This window comes from Cellulomonas sp. WB94, assembly GCF_003115775.1.
Taxonomy (GTDB): Bacteria; Actinomycetota; Actinomycetes; order Actinomycetales; family Cellulomonadaceae; genus Cellulomonas_A.
Genome location: NZ_QEES01000005.1, coordinates 32,554 through 50,043, shown reverse-complemented (window position 1 = coordinate 50,043; position 17,490 = coordinate 32,554). Strand labels below are relative to the sequence as shown.

The window sequence follows — 17,490 nt, the reverse complement described above, 5'->3', positions numbered from 1 at the left end:
ACCACCGTGCATAGCGGTTTGCATACGCCCCCGTGTTGCCGTGCGGCGTGTCGTTGAAACATGAACCTGCGCGTCTGCCCTGCGGCGCATGAAACACCTTGGGGGTGCTCTGTGCCGGTGCCCGGTCAGGTGTCGATCGGTGAGGCGAAGAAGCGCGTGGTGGACGCGATCGCACACGGGGTCCTGGTGGAGGACGCCATGGCTGCGGTGGGGCGCACAACCCGCACCTACGAGGAATGGCGGCGGAACGACAAAGAGTTCGCCGGCCAGGTGAACAAGGTGCGCGCGGACCGGGCGTCCGCGAAGAACCGCGGGCTGGACTCCGATGCGTACGCCCTGGATTTCGCAGCGTGGCGGAAAGAGTTCCTGGGGTACGACACATACGAGCACCAGCAGCAGTGGGTTGACGTTCTGGAAGGCCGCGACCCGACACCCATTGAAGGGTGCAGCTGGGACAAGCGGAACCCGAACCGGCTGATCGTGAACGTCCCCCCTGGGCATTCCAAGTCGCAGACGATCACCGTCGACTACGCGACGTACCGGATCTGCATGAACCCGAACGTCCGCATCCTGATCATCTCCAAGAAGCAGGAGTTCGCGGCCTCGTTCCTGTACCAGATCAAGCAGCGGCTCACCTCGAACCTGTTCGCCAAGCTGCAGGCCACGTACGCGCCGGACGGCGGGTTCAAGCCGGAGGCTGGCCGTGGGTCGTTCGGTGCGAACCGGATCTACGTGGCCGGCATCGACCGGGACCAGAACGACCCGACCGTGGAGGCCCTGGGTCTGGGGTCCACCATCTACGGGCACCGCGCCGACCTGATCATCCTGGACGACGTGGTGACGTTGGACAACGCCGCCCAGTACGAGCAGCAGCTGCGCTGGATCGACTCTGAGGTGGAGTCCCGGGTTCACGACGGGAAGATCCTGGTTATCGGCACCCGCCTGGCGTCCACCGACCTGTACTCGGAGCTGCGGGCTGAGGACCGGTACCTGTCGGGTCGGTCCCCGTGGTCGTACCTACGGCAGCCGATGGTGCTGGCGTTCGGGGACACTGCGGACGACTGGGTGACCCTGTGGCCGTGGTCGTCCACCGCGTACGAGCCCGGCCAGGAGCCGGACCCGACGACGGGCCTGTTCGAGATGTTCCCTGGTGCGCGGTGCGAGAAGATCCGCAACGCGAAGCCGGCGGCCGTGTGGGCGCTGGTGTACCAGCAGCAGCAGGTGGCGGACGACGCCACGTTCCAGCCGGTGTGCGTGCAAGGGGCGGTGGACCGTCGGCGGAAGCCGGGCCCGTTGACCGCCGGGGCGTGGGGTCACCCCCGCAACGGCAAGGAGGGCATGTACACGATCGCCACCATGGACCCGGCGATGGCCGGGGACACGTTCACGGTGGTGGGCAGCGTGAACCGGGCCGACAAGAAGCAGTACCTCGAGAACGCCTGGGTGCAGACCCACCCGACCCCCCAGTACATCCGGGAGACCATCAAGCGGGTGACGGAGGAGTACGGGGTGCAGGAGTGGGTGATCGAGTCGAACGCGTTCCAGCTGTTCCTCACCCAGGACCCTGAGATCACGTCGTACCTGGCGGCGCGCGGGGTGCGGCTCATGCCGCACTACACGTCCAAGAACAAGACCGACCCCGACTTCGGGGTGGCCTCCGTGGCGACCGTGTTCGGCAGCGCCCGACGCATCCACGAGGGTGCCGGTCGGTCGGTGCACAACGGCGACAACCTGCTGTCCCTGCCCGACCCGGACTACTCGCAGGGCGTCAAGCTGCTCATCGACGAGCTGTTGGTGTGGCGGCCGGGGGTGCGCGGCAAGGATCTGCGGCAGGACGGGCCGATGGCCTTGTGGTTCTTCGAGATCGCCGCACGCCGGATCCTCGGGTTCGGCCAGAGCGGTCAGACGCAGCAGTTCATGCGGTCACGGTTCACGTCCAGGGCGCGCGCAGCACGCCGGATGGTGGTGCCCGCGGCCGACTACGACTCCCGGGAGGAGTGAACCGTGGACCTGGTGACCTACGTCAACCCCGAGCTGTCGCAGCACGTGGACGCCATCAAGTCCGGGTTCGTCGACCGGGACCGTCACATGGCTGAGGTGCGCGCGGTACGCAAGGGCGACTTCGACAAGGTGGCCCCGGGCGCGTTCAACGAGGACTGGCCGCGCCCCATCGTCGCCAACATGATCAACACGATTGCCCAGCACGCGGCCGCAGCCCTGTCGCCGTTGCCCACCATCACGTGCTCGAGCCCCAGCATGACGTCGGACGCGGCCCGAACCCGGGCGGACCGGCGCACGAAGATCGCCAACGGCTACTACAAGGCGTCCGGCGTGGAGCTGCAGCGGCAGACCAGCTGCGACCAGTTCTTCACGTACGGCCTGATGGTGGCGTCGGTGGAGCCGGACTGGGACGAGCAGGGTCCTGCGGTCATCTACGAGAACCCGATCGGGTTCTACCCCGTGTGGGACCGCCGCGGGCGCACCGTGAAGGTGGTGCGCGAGTTCACCCGGCGCGTCGTGGAGCTGGCCGTCGAGTACCCGCACCTGGCGCCGACGCTGAACAAGAAGATCATCGGGGTGAACGGCCGAGACGTGGCCGCCACCATCCGGGTGGTCAAGTACGTCGACAAGGACCGGATCGTCATGTACGCCCCGGACATGGGCGGCCTGGTGTTCACGGACATGGCCAACCCGCTGGGCCGGTGCCCGTACGTGTGCACCAAGAAGCCGAACCTGGACGAGGAACAGCAGGGCACGTTCGACGACCTGATCTGGGTGCAGATCGCCCGGCACTTCATGCAGATGCTGGCCGTCGAGGCGGCCGCTGAGGCGGTTGAGGCTCCCATCGTGGTGCCCAACGACGTCGTGGACGTCCCCGTGGGTGCGAACGCGATCATCCGCACCGCCACCCCTGGCGGCGTGGGCCGGGTCCGCCTGGACGTGCCGGCGCAGGTGTGGGCGTCCATCGACCACTTGAAGCAGGAGATGCAGTACGGGGCGATCGCCCCGGAGGCTCTGGGTGGTTCCATCGACGCGTCCGTGGTCACAGGCCGCGGCGTGCAGGAGCTGATGGCCGGGTACTCGCAGCAGATCGCCATGTGCCAGGGCACGATCGCCCGGCACGACGAGCAGGTGCTGGCTCTGTGCTTCGAGATGGACGAGAAGTTCTGGCCGGAGGCCGTCAAGTCGATCCGGGGCCGCCTGTCCGGCGCCCAGTACCAGATCACGTACACGCCGTCGAAGGACATCGCCGGGGACTACACGGTGGACGCCATCTACGGCGGGGTGAAGGGCTTGGACCCGAACCGTGGCCTGGTGTGGCTGCTGCAGAACCTGGGTGGCGGCATCGTGTCGAAGGACTACGTGCGGCGCAACGCGGACGCGGACATCAACCCCTCCGAGGAGGAGTCGAAGATCCAGCTCGAGCAGATGCGTGACACCCTGGCGCAGGCCATGAGTGCGTACGGGCAGTCGATGCCGGCGCTGGTGCAGCAGGGCCAGGACCCGTCGGAGATCGTGTCTCGCATCGTGCAGGTGACCCGCGGTCTGCAGAAGGGTCAGTCGTTCGAGGACATCTTGGAGAAGGTGTTCCCGCCGCCCGCACCGGCACCCGCACCGGGTGCCATCCCGGGTGCCCCCGGTGACCCGGCCCTGGCCGCGGCCGGCGGCGGCGCACCTGGTGCAGGCGACATGTTCGCGCCGGTCGCCGGCGCACCCGCAACAGCCGGTCCTGGTGGCCGGCCCGACCTGCAGACCCTGTTCGCGGGGTTGAGCGGTGCCGGGAACCCGAACATGTCGGCCGGGGTCTCGAGGATGATCCCGGCCGCCTGACTCAGGGAGGTCCGCGATGGACGACGACGAGGACGAGCAGCAGGTAACGGTGGCCGCCGCGGTCCGCATGGACTGGGTGGACGGTCCGCTCATCGTCTTGGGCCTGGTGGCGGACATCCTGGAAGCGTTCAACACGGCGGCCGTGCGTGCGCAGATGATCCTGGCGATGCACGGCAACTGGCGGCTCGAGCGGAGGCGGTTTCGTGCCGCCGTCGACCGGGACATCGACGAGCTGACGAAGGGTCGCACCGATGACGCAGGGTAACGGCCAGCACGGCGGGTACCGCCAGCCGACCAACCCGGCGCAGACGTCCGGCCCCGGCCGGTTCGCACGCCGCACCGACGGGCAGCCACAGGTGGACCTGCCCAACGCCGGCTACGGCGAGAACGCGGCCTACCAGTCGATCCAGGCGGGGGCCCCCGTTGCGGGCGCCCCGGGGATCCCGGACGCCGCCGGCGGTGCGCCGGACGTGGCCGGCATGTTGCAGTCCCTGGTGGGACTGAACGCGCCCACCACCCAGCCGGGCGTCCCGGTGACGGACGGTGCCGCGCTGGGCCCGGGCGCCGGGGCGGAAGTGCTGGGCCTGCCATCGAACCCGGCCGAGCTTGACCTGGCCGACGCCGAGAGCTTGCGGCCCATGCTCGAGGCGATGGTCGCCGCGGCGTCGTCCCCGAACGCCACACCGTCCTACCGGAACCTGGTGCGGACGGTCCTGCAGAACCTCAGATGACAGGAGGGCCCGATGCCGTCGACCGTGTGGGACAGGGCGGGGCTTGCGTTCGCCCAGGGTGCCCCGGCGGGTGCGTCGGTGAACATCGGGCAGACCGCCACCAGCTCGAAGCAGGCGACGACGGCGGGTAAGGCGTTCGGCCTGGCCAACCAGACGTACACGTCGGGCCCGGGCATGGGCACCGCCACCAGCCCCGGTCAGGCGGTCACGTCCGGCCCGGGGACGGGAAACACGGGCGCCTCGGTCGCGCCGTCGAACGGCGTGTCGGAGGCTGTGGGCGCCGGCGTCTCGAAGGTGATGGACGCGGCAGCGTGGCCGTTCCGCACCCTGATGAACTACTACAAGGAGAACACCCGCTACCAGGCGGCCCAGACGGAGGACAAGCCGGGCGCGTGGTGGAAGCAGTACCTGTCGTCCACCCTGTACTACATCCCGGGCGTGGGCATGGCCGACCCGGAGTTCCGGGCGATCATGCGCTCGCCGGAGGGCTCCAACGGTTCCGTCGGGCAGACGATCGAGCGCGCCGTGAACGCGAACGGCGACTTCTCCCTGCTGGACGACCCGGCGAAGGCCGCCGAGAAGGTCGCCTACTACGACTCCGCGAAGATGCGGTTCACCACGGGCGTGTTCGACTTCGCGCTGAACATGACCATGGACCCCACCATCCTGGTGGGCAAGGGGCTGTCGTCAGCTCGAGCGGCCAACAAGCTGCTCACCGCTACCGACGTCGTGAAGGCGTCGGACCGCACCATCACCCAGCTGTCGGGCCGGCAGGCGAAGGCCCGCAGCATGATCGACGAGCTGGTGGAGGCGACGGAGCCGGGTCGGATGACCGACGGCACCGTGTCCGCCCTGGCCCGGTCGCAGGCTCTGTCGCAGACCACGGACGCCGGCCAGTTCGCGTACCTGATGGGCCGGGCCAACGGCCTGCCCGAGTTCGCGGACGACGCGGTGGCCCGGGTCAACTTCAAGCGCGACCTGATCCAGGCGGGTATGGGCGACCAGGCGTCGCTGACCCGCGTGGGTGAGCGGTCGAAGGTGCTGCAGGCGGAGCTGTACGCGATGGGTGAGGACGTGTCTGGGGCCCGGTGGGCGAACCAGCTGTCCAAGCCGGGCGTCGACATGGACTCGCTGTTCGCGGACATGCACTCGGACCCGTCGTGGCTCCGCCAGATGGAAGCTCACAAGGCCGACATCGAGAAGGAGTACGAGGCGCTGCGCCGCGTCGTCGGCGTGGGCGACGTGGCCGACACGGGCGTGCAGGGCGTGGGCGGGATCCGCATGGTGACCGGCGGCGCTCGAGCGACCCGCCGCGACCTGGTGCGCCAGGTGAACTACGTGCAGGCGGGCCGGTTCCTGGACCCGGTGCACATCATGACCGGCATCCACGTCCCGCAGACGTTCCGGCTGTCCGCCGACGATGCCCCTGAGGTGTTCGACGCCGCGCTTCGGCGCGCGTCCGGCGTGGTCGACAAGGCCACCCTGGCGCAGCTGCGCGACCGGTTCTACACGACGATCGCCCACGGCCCGTCCACGAAGGTGGACCGGGCGGCGATTCTGCGCGACTTCAACACTGAGGTCGAGAAGGGCCTGGCCGCGAAGTACGGCAAGGACCCGGAGCAGATCGCGGCGCTCATGCGTGAGGCGGGGCAGCGTCGCAACTCGGAGTTGAAGGCCCTGGTGTCGCGCGTCTACCAGGCGCAGCCGGGCGAGCGGGTCACGTTCAACACGGGTGACGCCTCGTTCGCGTTCGACGACGCCATGGCAGCGGAGCTGCGGAAGACCGGCGGCGTGCTGGACATTCACAAGCCTGTGCTGGCAACCCAGATGGAGGACTGGGTGTCCCTGCTGGACCCCAAGGCGATCGACCGGTACATCGGCAAGCTGTCGGCCGGCGGCTGGGAGGGTCACTTCGAGCGGGGCGCCGACAAGGCGTGGCACCTGTCGGAGACGGCCTTGACCGCGGCCAACCACCTGTGGAAGTTCGCGGCCCTGTTCCGGCTCGCGTACCCGGCCCGCGTGCAGATCGACTCGCAGGCTCGCCTCATGTCGTACCTGGGCCCGTTGCAGTACATGGCGACGGCCGCCAAGGGCACCCGGAACATGCTCTACAACGACCTGACCAAGGTCGACGTCGGGGTGCTGCGCGACTTCACGCAGCGCACCCGGTGGGCGGAGCAGCTGGACGACGTGGAACGCAACCTGGCGTCGTGGGGTGCGCAGGACGTGCGCCGTGAGGCGTTGCTGTCGCAGCAGGACAAGCTGCGGACCCTGCTGGACACGCCGTCGGAGATCAAGCTGACCGGCAACAAGGTGCGGGTGCGTGGCACCGACATGGAACGGCTGCTGGGGAAGCGCCGGCTGGACGTGAAGACGGGTCGCCTCGGCGGCGACGTCACGGACGCGTACCGGAACACGGGCGAGTTCCTGGCGGTCCACGAGATGATGGACGCCCGCAACAACATCATCGGCCTGATGACCGACGGTGAGGGCCGGCGGGTGTCGCAGATGCGCGGCACCGGCAACTGGGACCAGATCACGGGTGACCGTCCCGAGTGGGCGCAGTCGTACCTGCGAGCTGTGAACCAGCAGGTCCGCAACGACCCGGCCGGGCGGATGATCCTCGAGGGTCGCAGCGACGACGAGATCCTGACGTGGCTGGACTCCACCGACGAGGGCCGTTCCTACTGGCGCTCGCTGGCGCCCACCTGGTCGCACGAGCCGTCCGCTCTGAACGCCGCCGAGTACGGGACATTGGGGCGCGAGGCGTGGCTGTCCGCCACGCGTCGGCACGTGAACACCCTGGTGCCGGACGAGGCGACGAAGCAGATGGTGCTGCAGTCGTCCCTGGACAGGGGCGCCTTGGAGAAGATGTGGCCGGTCCCGTCCGCGCGACCGGTGGTGCCGGGGGAGATCCTGGCGCCCACCGGCGGCATGAACGTGGGCAACATGGCGCGTGCCACCAGTGAGACGTGGTTCAAGTTCGCCAACGACATGCCCGAGCAGATGATGGCCCGGCACCCGTTCTACCAGGCGGCGTACCGCGGTCACATGCAGCAGCTGATCAACAACACGGGGGTCGGCAAGGATGCGCTGTCGGTCCGCCAGGTGAACGCTCTCCGCAAGGAGGCCGCGATCCAGGCGCGTCGTGACGTGGGCAAGGTCATGTTCGACACGTCCCGGCAGACCAACCTCGGCTACCACATGCGGTTCCTGTCGCCGTTCTACGCGGCCTGGTACGACACGATGTCCAAGTGGGGCGGCATCATGGGCACCCACTTCGAGGTGGCCCCGGTCGCCTTGAAGGTGTTCGCCGCACCCAACGCGGCCGGTCTGGTCGTCGACAAGGACGGCCGGCTGATCCGGTCGAACGGTGACATCGTGGATCTGCGCCGCGACGACCAGGGCAACCTGGTGGGCGACGGTGAAGTGGTGGGTCACGCGAACGTGTTCAACGACGGCACCATCGTGGTGCCGATGCCGGACTGGTTCGAGAACGGGATCCCGGCGCTGAAAGGCACCCACTTCCCGATGGGCCCGCTCAGCGTGTTGAAGGACGGCACCGGGCAGTCGGACGCGCTCATCTCGAAGGGCACGCTGAACGTCATCTTCCAGGGCAACCCGTTCTGGCTTCCCAGCCCGGGCCCCCTGGTGGAGATCCCGGTCAACCAGGTGCTGACCAAGGTGTTCCCGGAGGCGGGCCCTGAGTTCGCGGGGACCGCGATCGGGCAGTACCTGACGTCCGGCTTCGGCCTGACCGACGAGAACCCGATGGTGCAGACGCTCCCGCAGTGGGCGAAGAACCTGTACCTGGCGGTGTCCGGCAACGCGTCGGACCCGCGGTTCGCGCAGGCGTACGTGCTCGAGTACCAGACGCTGCTGGCTGAGGTGGAGTCGGGTGTTCGTGGCCCGATGAGCCCGGACGAGCTGATGGACCTGACCGCCACCCGCACCCGGAACAAGTTCATCATGCAGTTCTTCGGGTCGTGGGGCGTGCCGGTGTCGACACGCACGGGTGGCCGGATGCAGTTCTACCTGGACACCTACCGGGACTACCAGTCGAAGTACGGGATGGACGCGTACGAGCGGTTCGCCACCGACTACCCGGAGTACACGGAGCTGGCAATCAGCCTGTCCGCGAACGAGACGGGTGTGAACGCGACCGTGCCGGCGTGGGAGTCGGTGCAGCCGTACCGGAAGGCGATGGCCCGGGAGCCGGAGTTCGGCTGGGCGTTCGCTGGGGCGAACAACCTGATCGGCCAGTTCGACCCCAACGTCTACACGATGGAGCGCGGCAGCCAGATCGGCCCGGGCACCACGAAGACGTTCCGGTCCAGCCGTGACCCGCAGGAGGCGATCACCCAGAACGCCGTCCAGAGCGGGTGGCGCGAGTACGCGAAGGCCACCAGCATGATCGACTCCGCGGCGAAGGCCGCCGGGTTCAAGTCGGTCAACTCCGCCGGCGCCGACCAGTTCAAGGCGTTGAAGGAGAAGTACGTGGCCGACCTGGCGGGCCGCAACAAGGACTGGGGGGCGGCCTACAACTCGGGCCTGTCCGGCAACACGGCGGTGCGGTTCATGTCGTGGGCGGTCGAGCAGGTGAAGGAGTACCCGGAGCTGGGCGACCGGCCCGACTTCCAGGCGCTCGCTCAGTACATGCAGGGTCGCCAGATGATGCAGGAGCAGCTGGCGAAGCTCGGGGTGAAGTCGATCACGTCGCAGGCGGCGCAAGACGCCGGACTGACGGAGGCGTGGGACACGTTCACGTCCACCCTGGTCGACTCTGACCTGGGGTTCGAGCAGATGTGGAGCCGGGGTCGGCTCGAGAACGACAACCTGACGGGGGAGGCGTACTAATGGCGTTCAGCCGGAAGCCGATCGACGACTTGGGCGCCGCCCTGCGGCAGACGTCGGCCACTGGGTCGACCAACACGTCGAAGGCCAACGACCCGCCCGTCTACATGGGCGGGGTCGTGGCCGGCAACGCGAACCCGGTCCTGGACCGGCTCAACCCGAGCCGGCCGGGGTCGTCGACCGGGAACCCCATCATCGACATCCTGCACCCGGCCCAAGGCCGGAAGGTGCCGTCCCCTGCCATCCCCGGCACGGCGACGGTGAAAACGCAGTCGGAAGCGATGCTCGAGTTCTACCAGTGGTCGCCCGCGCAGCGGGACAAGTGGGGCGACTACCTGGTGTCGGTCGGGTACCTGCCGGCGTCGAAGGCGCACGACTACAACTCGCTGCGCACCGCATGGAACGACGTGATCGAGCAGGGTGCGGCGTTCACGGCGGCCGGGAAGTTCCTGACCCCGAAGGACGTGGCGAAGCTGATGGCCCGCGGGTCGGACAGCTCCGGCTCGGGCAGTGCCGGCGGCTACACCGGCACCAAGTCGGCCACCTCGAAGTCGGTCGACCTGACCGACCCTGAGACGGCGAAGGCCATGGTGAACGACATCCTGTCCAACGCTCTGGGTAGGGCGGCGTTGCCGGAGGAGCTGGCCACGTTCCGGCAGACGCTGAACGCGGCGGAGAAGGCGAACCCGGTGACCACGACGACGACGGGCACGTACAAGGACGGCGACCAGGTGTCGCAGTCGTCTACGCGCTCGGGCGGGCTGGATTCGGCCGGCAAGCAGCAGGTGCTGCTGGATGAGGCGAAGAAGACACCGGAGTACGGCGCCTATCAGGCGGCGCGCATGGTGCTGGGCTGGTTGGGCCAGGCCATCGCGGCGCCAGTGTGAGGTGAGCGATGACCCTGACGTCGGAGCGCACGTACGACCCGAAGTCGGTGAAGCAGGCAGGCGAGGGTGCGGTGCGGGTGGAGAACCCGTACGCGAAGGACCCGTTCAGCCTGCCTGACGTCACCCAGGAGGAGTACGACGCAGCTCGAGCGGCCGGCACCAGCAACGCCGGCCCGTCCAGCAACGCGGACAAGCTGATCGCCTACGCCAAGAAGTACATCGGCACCCCGTACAAGTGGGGCGGGTCCAGCCCGCTCGGCTTCGACTGCTCCGGCCTGGTGCAGTACGTGTTCAAGTCGGTGGGTATCGACCTGCCGCGGGTGTCGTACCAGCAGGCCAACTACGGGAAGCGGATCAGCCTCGACAAGCTGCGCCCGGGGGACCTGGTGGCGTGGGACAACAGCCCGCGCAACGCGGGCGCCGACCACATCGCCATCTACATCGGCAACGGCCAGATCATCGCGGCGCCCAAGCCGGGTGACCGCGTGAAGATCCAGGGGCTGTTCGACACCGCCCACGCCTGGGGCGTGGCAATGAACCTGTGAGGGGTGGGACGTGTCGGTCAGGCAGTATCAGCAGGCTCTGAAAGCGGCTGGGTTCGACCCGGGCCCCATCGACGGAATCAAGGGCCCCCGGACCATCGCGGCCATCAAGGCGTTCCAGCGGTCCCGCGGCCTCGAGGTCGATGGGATCGTCGGCCCCATCACTACCGCGGCCCTCCGCGGCGGCGCCCCGGCCGCGGCCCCCGCCCCGGCCGCGCCGGCTCCTCAGCCGGTGGACGAGGCGACCCTGGCAGCACGCTACGGGTTCGCCATGGCGGTCCTGCGGTCCGACGGCGAGCTGTACGCCCTGTTCCAGCGGGCCGTGTCGCAGACGTACACCCAGGAGCGGTTCACCGCGGAGCTGCGGGCGACCAACTGGTACCAGTCGCGTTCGGAGACGGCGCGCAACGCCGCCATCTTGAAGGCGACCGACCCGACCACGTACGCCAACAACGTGGCGCAGGTGAAGGCCCGCCTGTCCATCATGGCCGCCCAGATGGGCGCCGTGATGAACGACGGCCAGGTCGGGCAGATGGCGGAGACGTCGTACACGCTCGGCTGGGACGACAACCAGCTCGAGCAGAACATGGCGACGTACGTCCAGTACACGGACGGCCGGATGCTCGGTCAGGCCGGGCAGTGGAACACGATGCTGCGCGAGTACGCGCGGAACATGGGCATCACCCTGGCGGACGACACGTACCTGAACTACGTGCGGGCCGCGTCGTCGGGGACATCCACCATCGACGACCAGAAGACGAAGATCCGCGAGATGGCGGTGTCCGCCTTCCCGCACCTGGCTGACCGCCTGCGGGCGGGGGAGACGCTGCAGGACATCGCGTCGCCGTACGAGCAGGCGATGGCGTCCACGCTCGAGCTGAACCCGCAGTCGCTGACGGTGGCCGACCCGACCATCCAGCGGGCACTGTCGTCCATGGACTCCACGGGCCGGCCGGTGCTGCGCACCCTGTACGACTTCCAGACGGACCTCCGCAAGGACACCCGCTGGTTGAAGACGCAGAACGCGCAGGACGCGGCCATGGCCACTACGCGCAAGATCCTCTCCGACTTCGGGCTGGTGGGTTGACATGGCAGACCAGTTCGGTGGGCTGACCGGTGCGAACCGGGACGCCTACGCGGCGTTGACGAACATGTTGAAGACGTACGGCCTCGAGTCGTTGGCCGGCACCGTCCTCAGCTTCATCCAGCAGGGCTACTCGCAGGACACGGTGACCGTGCTTCTGCAGAACACGGACGCCTACAAGCAGCGGTTCGCGGCCAACGAGGTGCGCCGGCAGAAGGGTCTGCCGGTGCTGTCGCCGTCCGAGTACCTGTCGGTGGAGCAGTCGTACCGGCAGATCATGTCGTCGGCCGGGCTGCCGGTCGGCTACTACGACCAGACGTCCGACTTCCAGAACCTGATCGCCAACGACGTGTCCCCGTCGGAGGTGCAGCAGCGGGTGACGGTGGCGGGGGAGCTGGTGAACAGCATCGACCCTGGCGTGCGGGCGCAGTGGAACCAGTGGTACACGAACGGCGACATCGTGGCGTACGCGCTGGACCCGACACGGGCCCGGCCGGTGCTCGAGCGCCAGTACCGCGCGGCGGAGGCTGGCGCATTCGGGAAGGCGCAGGGGCTGAGCTTGACGGTCGGCCAGGCGGAGCAGGTGGCCGCCACGGGCGCCTCCGAGTCGGAGCTGCGGCAGGGCATGGCCACGGCGTCGGCGCTGGCGTCGTCCGGCGCGAAGCTGTCCGGGATCTACGGCGGCACGTACACCCAGCAGGACGCGCTCTCCGAGACGTTCATGGGTGATGCCACGGCCACGGAGAAGCGCCGCAAGCTGGCGTCGCAGGAGCGGGCCGCGTTCGCCGGCGGCTCCGGCGTGACCGAGAAGTCGCTGTCCCGGCAGGTGTCCGGGCAGCGCTGACCATCCAGAATGTCGCCCCGCCGGCAACCAGATTGTCGACGGGCGCGCGATCCCGCACATAGTCGGCCGAGAAGGCTACTAAGTGCGCACAGCATTGCTCCCCGCCCTCCCCATGGGACTGGCGGGGCTTTGGCGTGTAGCTCAACTGGCAGAGCGCCCGGCTGTTACCCGGGTCGTTGCAGGTTCGACTCCTGCCACGTCAGCGATCACGGAAAGGTCGCGGCAGCCAGGTAAGTGCCGCACACAGGGTGGCGACCCACCGCCGCCTGTCATCGAAGTGTTACGGCAGCACGGACGGCTCCAACCCGTTCGGCCCAGGTTCGACTCCTGGCGATGGCGCTCCACCTCGGATCGACCGGCCCCGAGCGTGCGTATGAGACCCCGGTAGTAGGAGCCACCCACTTCCTCCCCTGGTTGTGAGTGCGGCCTGCGAAAACACAGAACAGGGAGACACCCACATGGGCGAGTACATCGACGACGAGCAGCTTGGCGTCGACCAGGAAGGTGACACCGACCTGGTGAAGCAGCTCCGCCACCAGATCAAGTCCCTCGGCACCGAACTTCACCAGACGAAGGCCGAACGGGACCAGCTCAAGACGGCGGGCCGCACCACGACGATCACGCAGCTCCTCGACGAACACAAGATCACCAACGCGGCGAAGGTCGCCAAGCTCATCCCCGCCGACGTGGAGGCCACCAAGGGTGGCATCGACGCGTGGCTGGGCGAGTTCGGGGACGTGTTCGGCATCCAGAAGCAGGCGACCCCGACGGGGGAGACGCCCGCTGCCGGCACCGAGCAGGCACCCGCGGTTCCCGGGCAGCCGACGCTCATCCCGTCGGACGTTCAGGCCCAGTGGTCGGCCGTTCAGGCGGCCGAGCAGCAGGCCCAGGTGATCGCCCCCGTGGGGCTGGACCGCACGATCCAGGAACTCGAGGCCCTGCGGGGCAAGGGGTTCGAGGCGGTCCAGGAGTACATGCGGACGCACTAACCGATGGTGCGGCCGCCACATCAAACGAAAGGCTGACAGGTGGCTAACCAGTTCACCTCCGTCGCCACAGTCCCGGGTCTCGCAACCGAGCTCGTTCAGCCCGTGTATGACGTCGCCGTTGGCGAGGCTCTGCACGCTCTGCCGACGATGCGCGCGTTCGTGCACAAGACCCCCGGCAACCCGGCGATGCGTGGTTCCAGCACGACACTCGAGAAGTTCGAGTGGTTCAGCGAGGCAGCGGTCACGGCCGCGAAGACCCCGCTCACTGAGGAACTCGACGTCGACTCGACGAAGATGCCTCAGCCGTCCAAGGTGACGGTCACCCCGAAGGAGTACGGCTTCGCCGTCACCAGCACTCGCAAGCTGGCCAACCGGGTGTTCGCACCGTTCGACCCGTTCAAGGCCCGCGCGATCGCGGATCACCAGAACCGGGTTCTGGACTCCCTCATCCAGGACATCCTGATCGCCAACGGCACCAACGTGTCGTGGGGCGGCGCGGCCACGTCGAACGCCACCCTGGCGGCCGGCGACAAGATGACGGCGGCGATCGTCCGCCGGGCCGTGGCGCGGTTCCGCGCGCAGGCTGTGCCCACCTACTACGGCGGGTTCTACGCCGCGGTCGCACACCCGTACACGGTGCTGGACCTCCGCGAGGAGACCGGTTCCGGTGCGTGGCGGGTGCCCAACGAGTACGGCACCGACCAGAGCAAGATCTGGGCCGGCGAGTTCGGTGAGTTCGAGGGCGTGCGGTTCGTCGAGAACCCGCTGGTCCGCTGGGCTCTCGACGGTTCCGGCACCGGTGGCGCGCAGATCCGCTCCGTCCAGACGTACTTCCTGGGCGACGGCGCGATCGTCGAGCAGGTGTACGAGGAGCCGTCCGTCGTGGTCGGCCCGGTCGTCGACAAGCTGCAGCGTTTCGCCACGCTCGGCTGGTACGGCGACCTGGACTGGAACGTCTACGAGCAGAAGTCGTTCCGTCGCGTCTCGCACGCGGTGTCCCTGAACACCGACCTGGTGTGAGCATGACCCCTGGGGGCGCTGGCTTCGGCTGGCGCCCCTGGGGCGCACGACCTTTCACGTGGTCGCTGAAAGGAGTGTGAACCGTATCTGCACGTCCCCACCCCCGCACCCGGAGGGACGCGCGCTTCACCTGGTGCCGGCGCGAGCGTGAGCGCCGCAGCACGTCGACACGGCCACCCGTCAGACAACCCGTCCCTGTGACGCGAGCACCCCGTGACCGACCGCTGACCCTTCCACGCTCCCGTTTGCAGCCGCCCCGCACTACCGTTCGCCGGAGGAGTACCCATGGCTATCGTCGCCACCGACATCCTGTTCAAGCTGTCCATCAAGACGGGTGCGGCGGGGAACGCCTCGGCGCAGGCTGACCCGAACGCGTCCCTGGGCACCTACATCTCCACCACGCAGCTGTCGGCCACAGCCCTGAACAACCTGTTCGACGACATCTCCGGCGCTGACAACGCGAACAGCGTCGTCGAGTACCGCTGCGTGTTCGTGCACAACGCGCACGCCACCCTCCCGCTCACCAACGCGGTCCTATGGCTGTCCGGTGGTGACCCGGCGGGCGGCGCCGTGGTGACCGTCGCCGTCGACAGCACGGCTGCGTCCGCGATCGGTTCGGCCACAGCACAGGCGCTCACCGCCACCACGGAGACGGCACCCGGTGCAGGGGTGACAGGCCTGGCATATTCGGCGCCCACCACGTCGGGCACCGGCCTGGCGCTGGGCACCATCGGGGCCGGGCAGTGCAAGGCGTTCTGGGTGAAGCGTGCCGCCGCCAACACTGCCGCCGTGACCGCGGAGACGGTCACGTTCGCTGTCACCGGCGACACCGCCGCCTGACCGATGACCGTCGCGTTCGGTGACGCGGGCTTCACCGAGGTTGTCACCGCCACCGCCGCATGGTCCCTCGCCATGCCGGGCACGGCAGCCCCCGGTGACGTGCTGCTCATTCATGTCACCACCGGCGCCTCCACTTCGACCGTCACGGCAGCGCCTGGTGCAGTGTCCCTGTTGCACTCCGCAACTGGGGGCTCCGCGGCTGGGTATGCGTACACGTACGTGGTGCCCAGCAGCCCGCCTGCCACGTTGGACTGGACGATCAGCGCCACCGCCGTCGGGTCGATCGCGTGGGCGCGGTTCACCGGTGTAGACAACACGACCCCCGTGGATGTCGCGGGCGGCTACGCCCCTGCGTCCGGCACAACCTCAGCGACCACATGGACCCCGCCGTCGATCACCACCGTCACCAATGGCACCATGGTCGCGGGCGGGCTGACCGTACCGTCCGGTTCCCGCACCGTCACCATCCCTACCGGGTGGACGCTTGCCACCAAAGCGACCGGGCGCATCGGCACCATCGCCTACAAGGGCACGCAGGCCGTGGCTGGGGCCACCGGTACCGCGTCGGCGTTCACCATCTCGAGCACCGCCCTAGCCGGGTGGGCGTACCAGGTGGCGTTGCGGCCAGCCGCGTCCGGCACCACCCCGGTCACATCCACGGTCGCCTCCGCGTGGTCGACGCGCTCCCTGATCACCGACACTGCCGCGTCGTCCTGGTCTGTGCGTGCCGCTGTCACGCAGACGAAGGATGTGGCATGGACGGTTCGCACGCCACTGACCGCCACGGCGTCTGCCGCGTGGTCGGTGCGCACGGTTGTGCAGCAGACGAAGGCTTCGGCCTGGTCTCTGCGTTCGCGGGTGCAGCAGTCAAAGGCGGCCGCCTGGAACATCCTGTCGTCGGCCATCTCCGTCACCTCGAGCAAGACGTCCGCCTGGTCCGCTCGAGCGCAAGTCGCGCAGTCGAAGGCTGCGGCGTGGAACGTGCTGGCGTCCAGCGTCCCGGTGACGTCGACCAAGGCTGCGGCCTGGTCGGTACGGGCGGCGATCACCGACACGGTGTCGACGGCCTGGTCGATCCGTGCTCGGCTCTCGAGCACTCGTCCAGTCGCATGGAACGTGAAGGTCCCGCTGACTTCCACCCGGGCAGCGTCCTGGGTGCTGCGGGTGCTGCTGACCGCCACGAAGTCGACCGCATGGTCGGCCGGTGGGCGGGTGACCGGAACCGCGACGTCGGGATGGGACGTCCACATCGAACGGGGGCTCATGTTCACGCCACCGCCCCACCAGGACATGTTCCTCGTCCGGGACCTCACCTCGCACGGCGTCCATCACCTGTTCGACCGGCTGGCCCGGCCTCACGGCGTGACGGTGTTGAAGACGAACGGCACGTACCGGCAGGTGGAGGGCCCCACCGACGAGGAGCTGGCGGCCGCGGACATCGCCTACCTGGGTGGGCGCACGTACACGGTGACCCGCGCGGAGGGCGCAGAGCTGACCGCGGCTGGGTACGGGGCGTGGGTCGCTGAGGCGGGGGACGCATGAGCGACGACATCATCATCGCCATCATCGGGGCGCTGGCAGCGGTCACCGCCGCACTGATCGCCCAAGGCCGTGCGCTGGGTCGGATCCGGCGGGACACGTCGGACGTGAAGTGGCAGGTGCAGAACACGCACACCACCAACCTGCGTGAAGACCACGACGCGATGGCCGCCAATGTGGACCGGGTGCTGAAAGGCCAGCAGGCGTTGACCCGGCGGTTCGACAAGTTCGCCACCGCCGCCCATGAGGACAGCGTGCGCGTCAACCAGCGGGTCACTGACCTGGACGACCGGCTCACCGACCACATCGACCAGGCGGGCACCGCCTAA

The 17,490-nt window shown here is 68.6% G+C and carries 15 protein-coding genes and 2 tRNA genes; 16 read left to right on the top strand and 1 reads right to left on the bottom strand.

What is annotated here, in order from left to right:
* The first annotated feature begins 159 nt into the window (after positions 1-159).
* From DDP54_RS15585 to DDP54_RS15525, 14 genes are all read left to right on the top strand, one after another.
* The gene (locus DDP54_RS15585) at positions 160-2,001 is read left to right on the top strand and encodes a hypothetical protein (RefSeq protein ID WP_146192450.1); all 1,842 of its coding nucleotides are present in this window, start codon (positions 160-162) and stop codon (positions 1,999-2,001) included.
* 3 nt (positions 2,002-2,004) lie between these two features.
* Positions 2,005-3,831: a hypothetical protein gene (locus DDP54_RS18245; RefSeq protein WP_158274543.1), complete on the top strand. Its 1,827-nt coding sequence runs from the start codon at positions 2,005-2,007 to the stop codon at positions 3,829-3,831.
* 16 nt (positions 3,832-3,847) lie between these two features.
* A complete protein-coding gene (locus tag DDP54_RS15575; RefSeq protein WP_109132926.1) occupies positions 3,848-4,096 on the top strand; it encodes a hypothetical protein in 249 nt (82 codons plus the stop codon).
* Entirely contained in the window at positions 4,083-4,562 is a 480-nt protein-coding gene (locus DDP54_RS15570; RefSeq protein WP_109132925.1) for a hypothetical protein, read from the top strand. Before DDP54_RS15575 ends, DDP54_RS15570 begins: the two co-directional genes overlap by 14 nt.
* 12 nt (positions 4,563-4,574) lie before the next feature.
* Positions 4,575-9,419, top strand: coding sequence for a DUF3659 domain-containing protein (locus tag DDP54_RS15565; protein WP_109132924.1), 4,845 nt, complete (start codon positions 4,575-4,577; stop codon positions 9,417-9,419).
* Positions 9,419-10,303, top strand: coding sequence for a hypothetical protein (locus DDP54_RS15560; RefSeq protein ID WP_109132923.1), 885 nt, complete (start codon positions 9,419-9,421; stop codon positions 10,301-10,303). The genes DDP54_RS15565 and DDP54_RS15560 overlap by 1 nt, the downstream gene beginning before the upstream one ends.
* A gap of 8 nt (positions 10,304-10,311) precedes the next feature.
* Positions 10,312-10,848, top strand: coding sequence for a C40 family peptidase (locus tag DDP54_RS15555; RefSeq protein ID WP_109132922.1), 537 nt, complete (start codon positions 10,312-10,314; stop codon positions 10,846-10,848).
* Between the two features lie 10 nt (positions 10,849-10,858).
* Positions 10,859-11,932, top strand: a complete 1,074-nt coding sequence (locus DDP54_RS15550) for a peptidoglycan-binding domain-containing protein (protein ID WP_197711466.1) — start codon at positions 10,859-10,861, stop codon at positions 11,930-11,932.
* A gap of 1 nt (position 11,933) precedes the next feature.
* On the top strand, positions 11,934-12,773 hold the full coding sequence (locus DDP54_RS15545; protein WP_109132921.1) for a hypothetical protein: 840 nt from the start codon (positions 11,934-11,936) through the stop codon (positions 12,771-12,773).
* Between the two features lie 130 nt (positions 12,774-12,903).
* Positions 12,904-12,976 (top strand) — tRNA-Asn (locus DDP54_RS15540).
* Positions 12,977-13,041: 65 nt separating this feature from the next.
* Positions 13,042-13,112, top strand: a tRNA-Trp gene (locus DDP54_RS18240).
* Between the two features lie 119 nt (positions 13,113-13,231).
* Positions 13,232-13,762 (top strand): hypothetical protein, encoded by a 531-nt coding sequence (locus tag DDP54_RS15535; protein WP_109132920.1) that lies wholly within the window; start codon positions 13,232-13,234, stop codon positions 13,760-13,762.
* A gap of 39 nt (positions 13,763-13,801) precedes the next feature.
* On the top strand, positions 13,802-14,782 hold the full coding sequence (locus tag DDP54_RS15530) for a N4-gp56 family major capsid protein (protein WP_109132919.1): 981 nt from the start codon (positions 13,802-13,804) through the stop codon (positions 14,780-14,782).
* A gap of 285 nt (positions 14,783-15,067) precedes the next feature.
* Positions 15,068-15,622 (top strand): hypothetical protein, encoded by a 555-nt coding sequence (locus DDP54_RS15525; RefSeq protein ID WP_109132918.1) that lies wholly within the window; start codon positions 15,068-15,070, stop codon positions 15,620-15,622.
* Positions 15,623-16,143: 521 nt separating this feature from the next.
* Here DDP54_RS15525 and DDP54_RS18020 read toward each other — a convergent pair.
* Positions 16,144-16,761, bottom strand: a complete 618-nt coding sequence (locus tag DDP54_RS18020; RefSeq protein ID WP_146192449.1) for a hypothetical protein — start codon at positions 16,759-16,761, stop codon at positions 16,144-16,146.
* On the opposite strand from DDP54_RS18020, the gene DDP54_RS18015 reads away from it, so the two are divergent.
* Positions 16,739-17,164, top strand: coding sequence for a hypothetical protein (locus tag DDP54_RS18015; RefSeq protein WP_146192448.1), 426 nt, complete (start codon positions 16,739-16,741; stop codon positions 17,162-17,164). The genes DDP54_RS18020 and DDP54_RS18015 overlap by 23 nt on opposite strands.
* A complete protein-coding gene (locus DDP54_RS15515) occupies positions 17,161-17,490 on the top strand; it encodes a DUF2746 domain-containing protein (RefSeq protein ID WP_109132916.1) in 330 nt (109 codons plus the stop codon). Before DDP54_RS18015 ends, DDP54_RS15515 begins: the two co-directional genes overlap by 4 nt.

What these genes read in the sequence shown, in the direction of transcription:
- DDP54_RS15575 (WP_109132926.1), top strand. Translation starts at nt 3,848, where the DNA reads ATGGACGACGACGAGGACGAGCAGCAGGTAACGGTGGCCGCCGCGGTC.
- DDP54_RS15570 (WP_109132925.1), top strand. Translation starts at nt 4,083, where the DNA reads ATGACGCAGGGTAACGGCCAGCACGGCGGGTACCGCCAGCCGACCAAC.
- DDP54_RS15565 (WP_109132924.1), top strand. Translation starts at nt 4,575, where the DNA reads ATGCCGTCGACCGTGTGGGACAGGGCGGGGCTTGCGTTCGCCCAGGGT.
- DDP54_RS15560 (WP_109132923.1), top strand. Translation starts at nt 9,419, where the DNA reads ATGGCGTTCAGCCGGAAGCCGATCGACGACTTGGGCGCCGCCCTGCGG.
- DDP54_RS15555 (WP_109132922.1), top strand. Translation starts at nt 10,312, where the DNA reads ATGACCCTGACGTCGGAGCGCACGTACGACCCGAAGTCGGTGAAGCAG.
- DDP54_RS15545 (WP_109132921.1), top strand. Translation starts at nt 11,934, where the DNA reads ATGGCAGACCAGTTCGGTGGGCTGACCGGTGCGAACCGGGACGCCTAC.
- DDP54_RS15535 (WP_109132920.1), top strand. Translation starts at nt 13,232, where the DNA reads ATGGGCGAGTACATCGACGACGAGCAGCTTGGCGTCGACCAGGAAGGT.
- DDP54_RS15525 (WP_109132918.1), top strand. Translation starts at nt 15,068, where the DNA reads ATGGCTATCGTCGCCACCGACATCCTGTTCAAGCTGTCCATCAAGACG.
- DDP54_RS15515 (WP_109132916.1), top strand. Translation starts at nt 17,161, where the DNA reads ATGAGCGACGACATCATCATCGCCATCATCGGGGCGCTGGCAGCGGTC.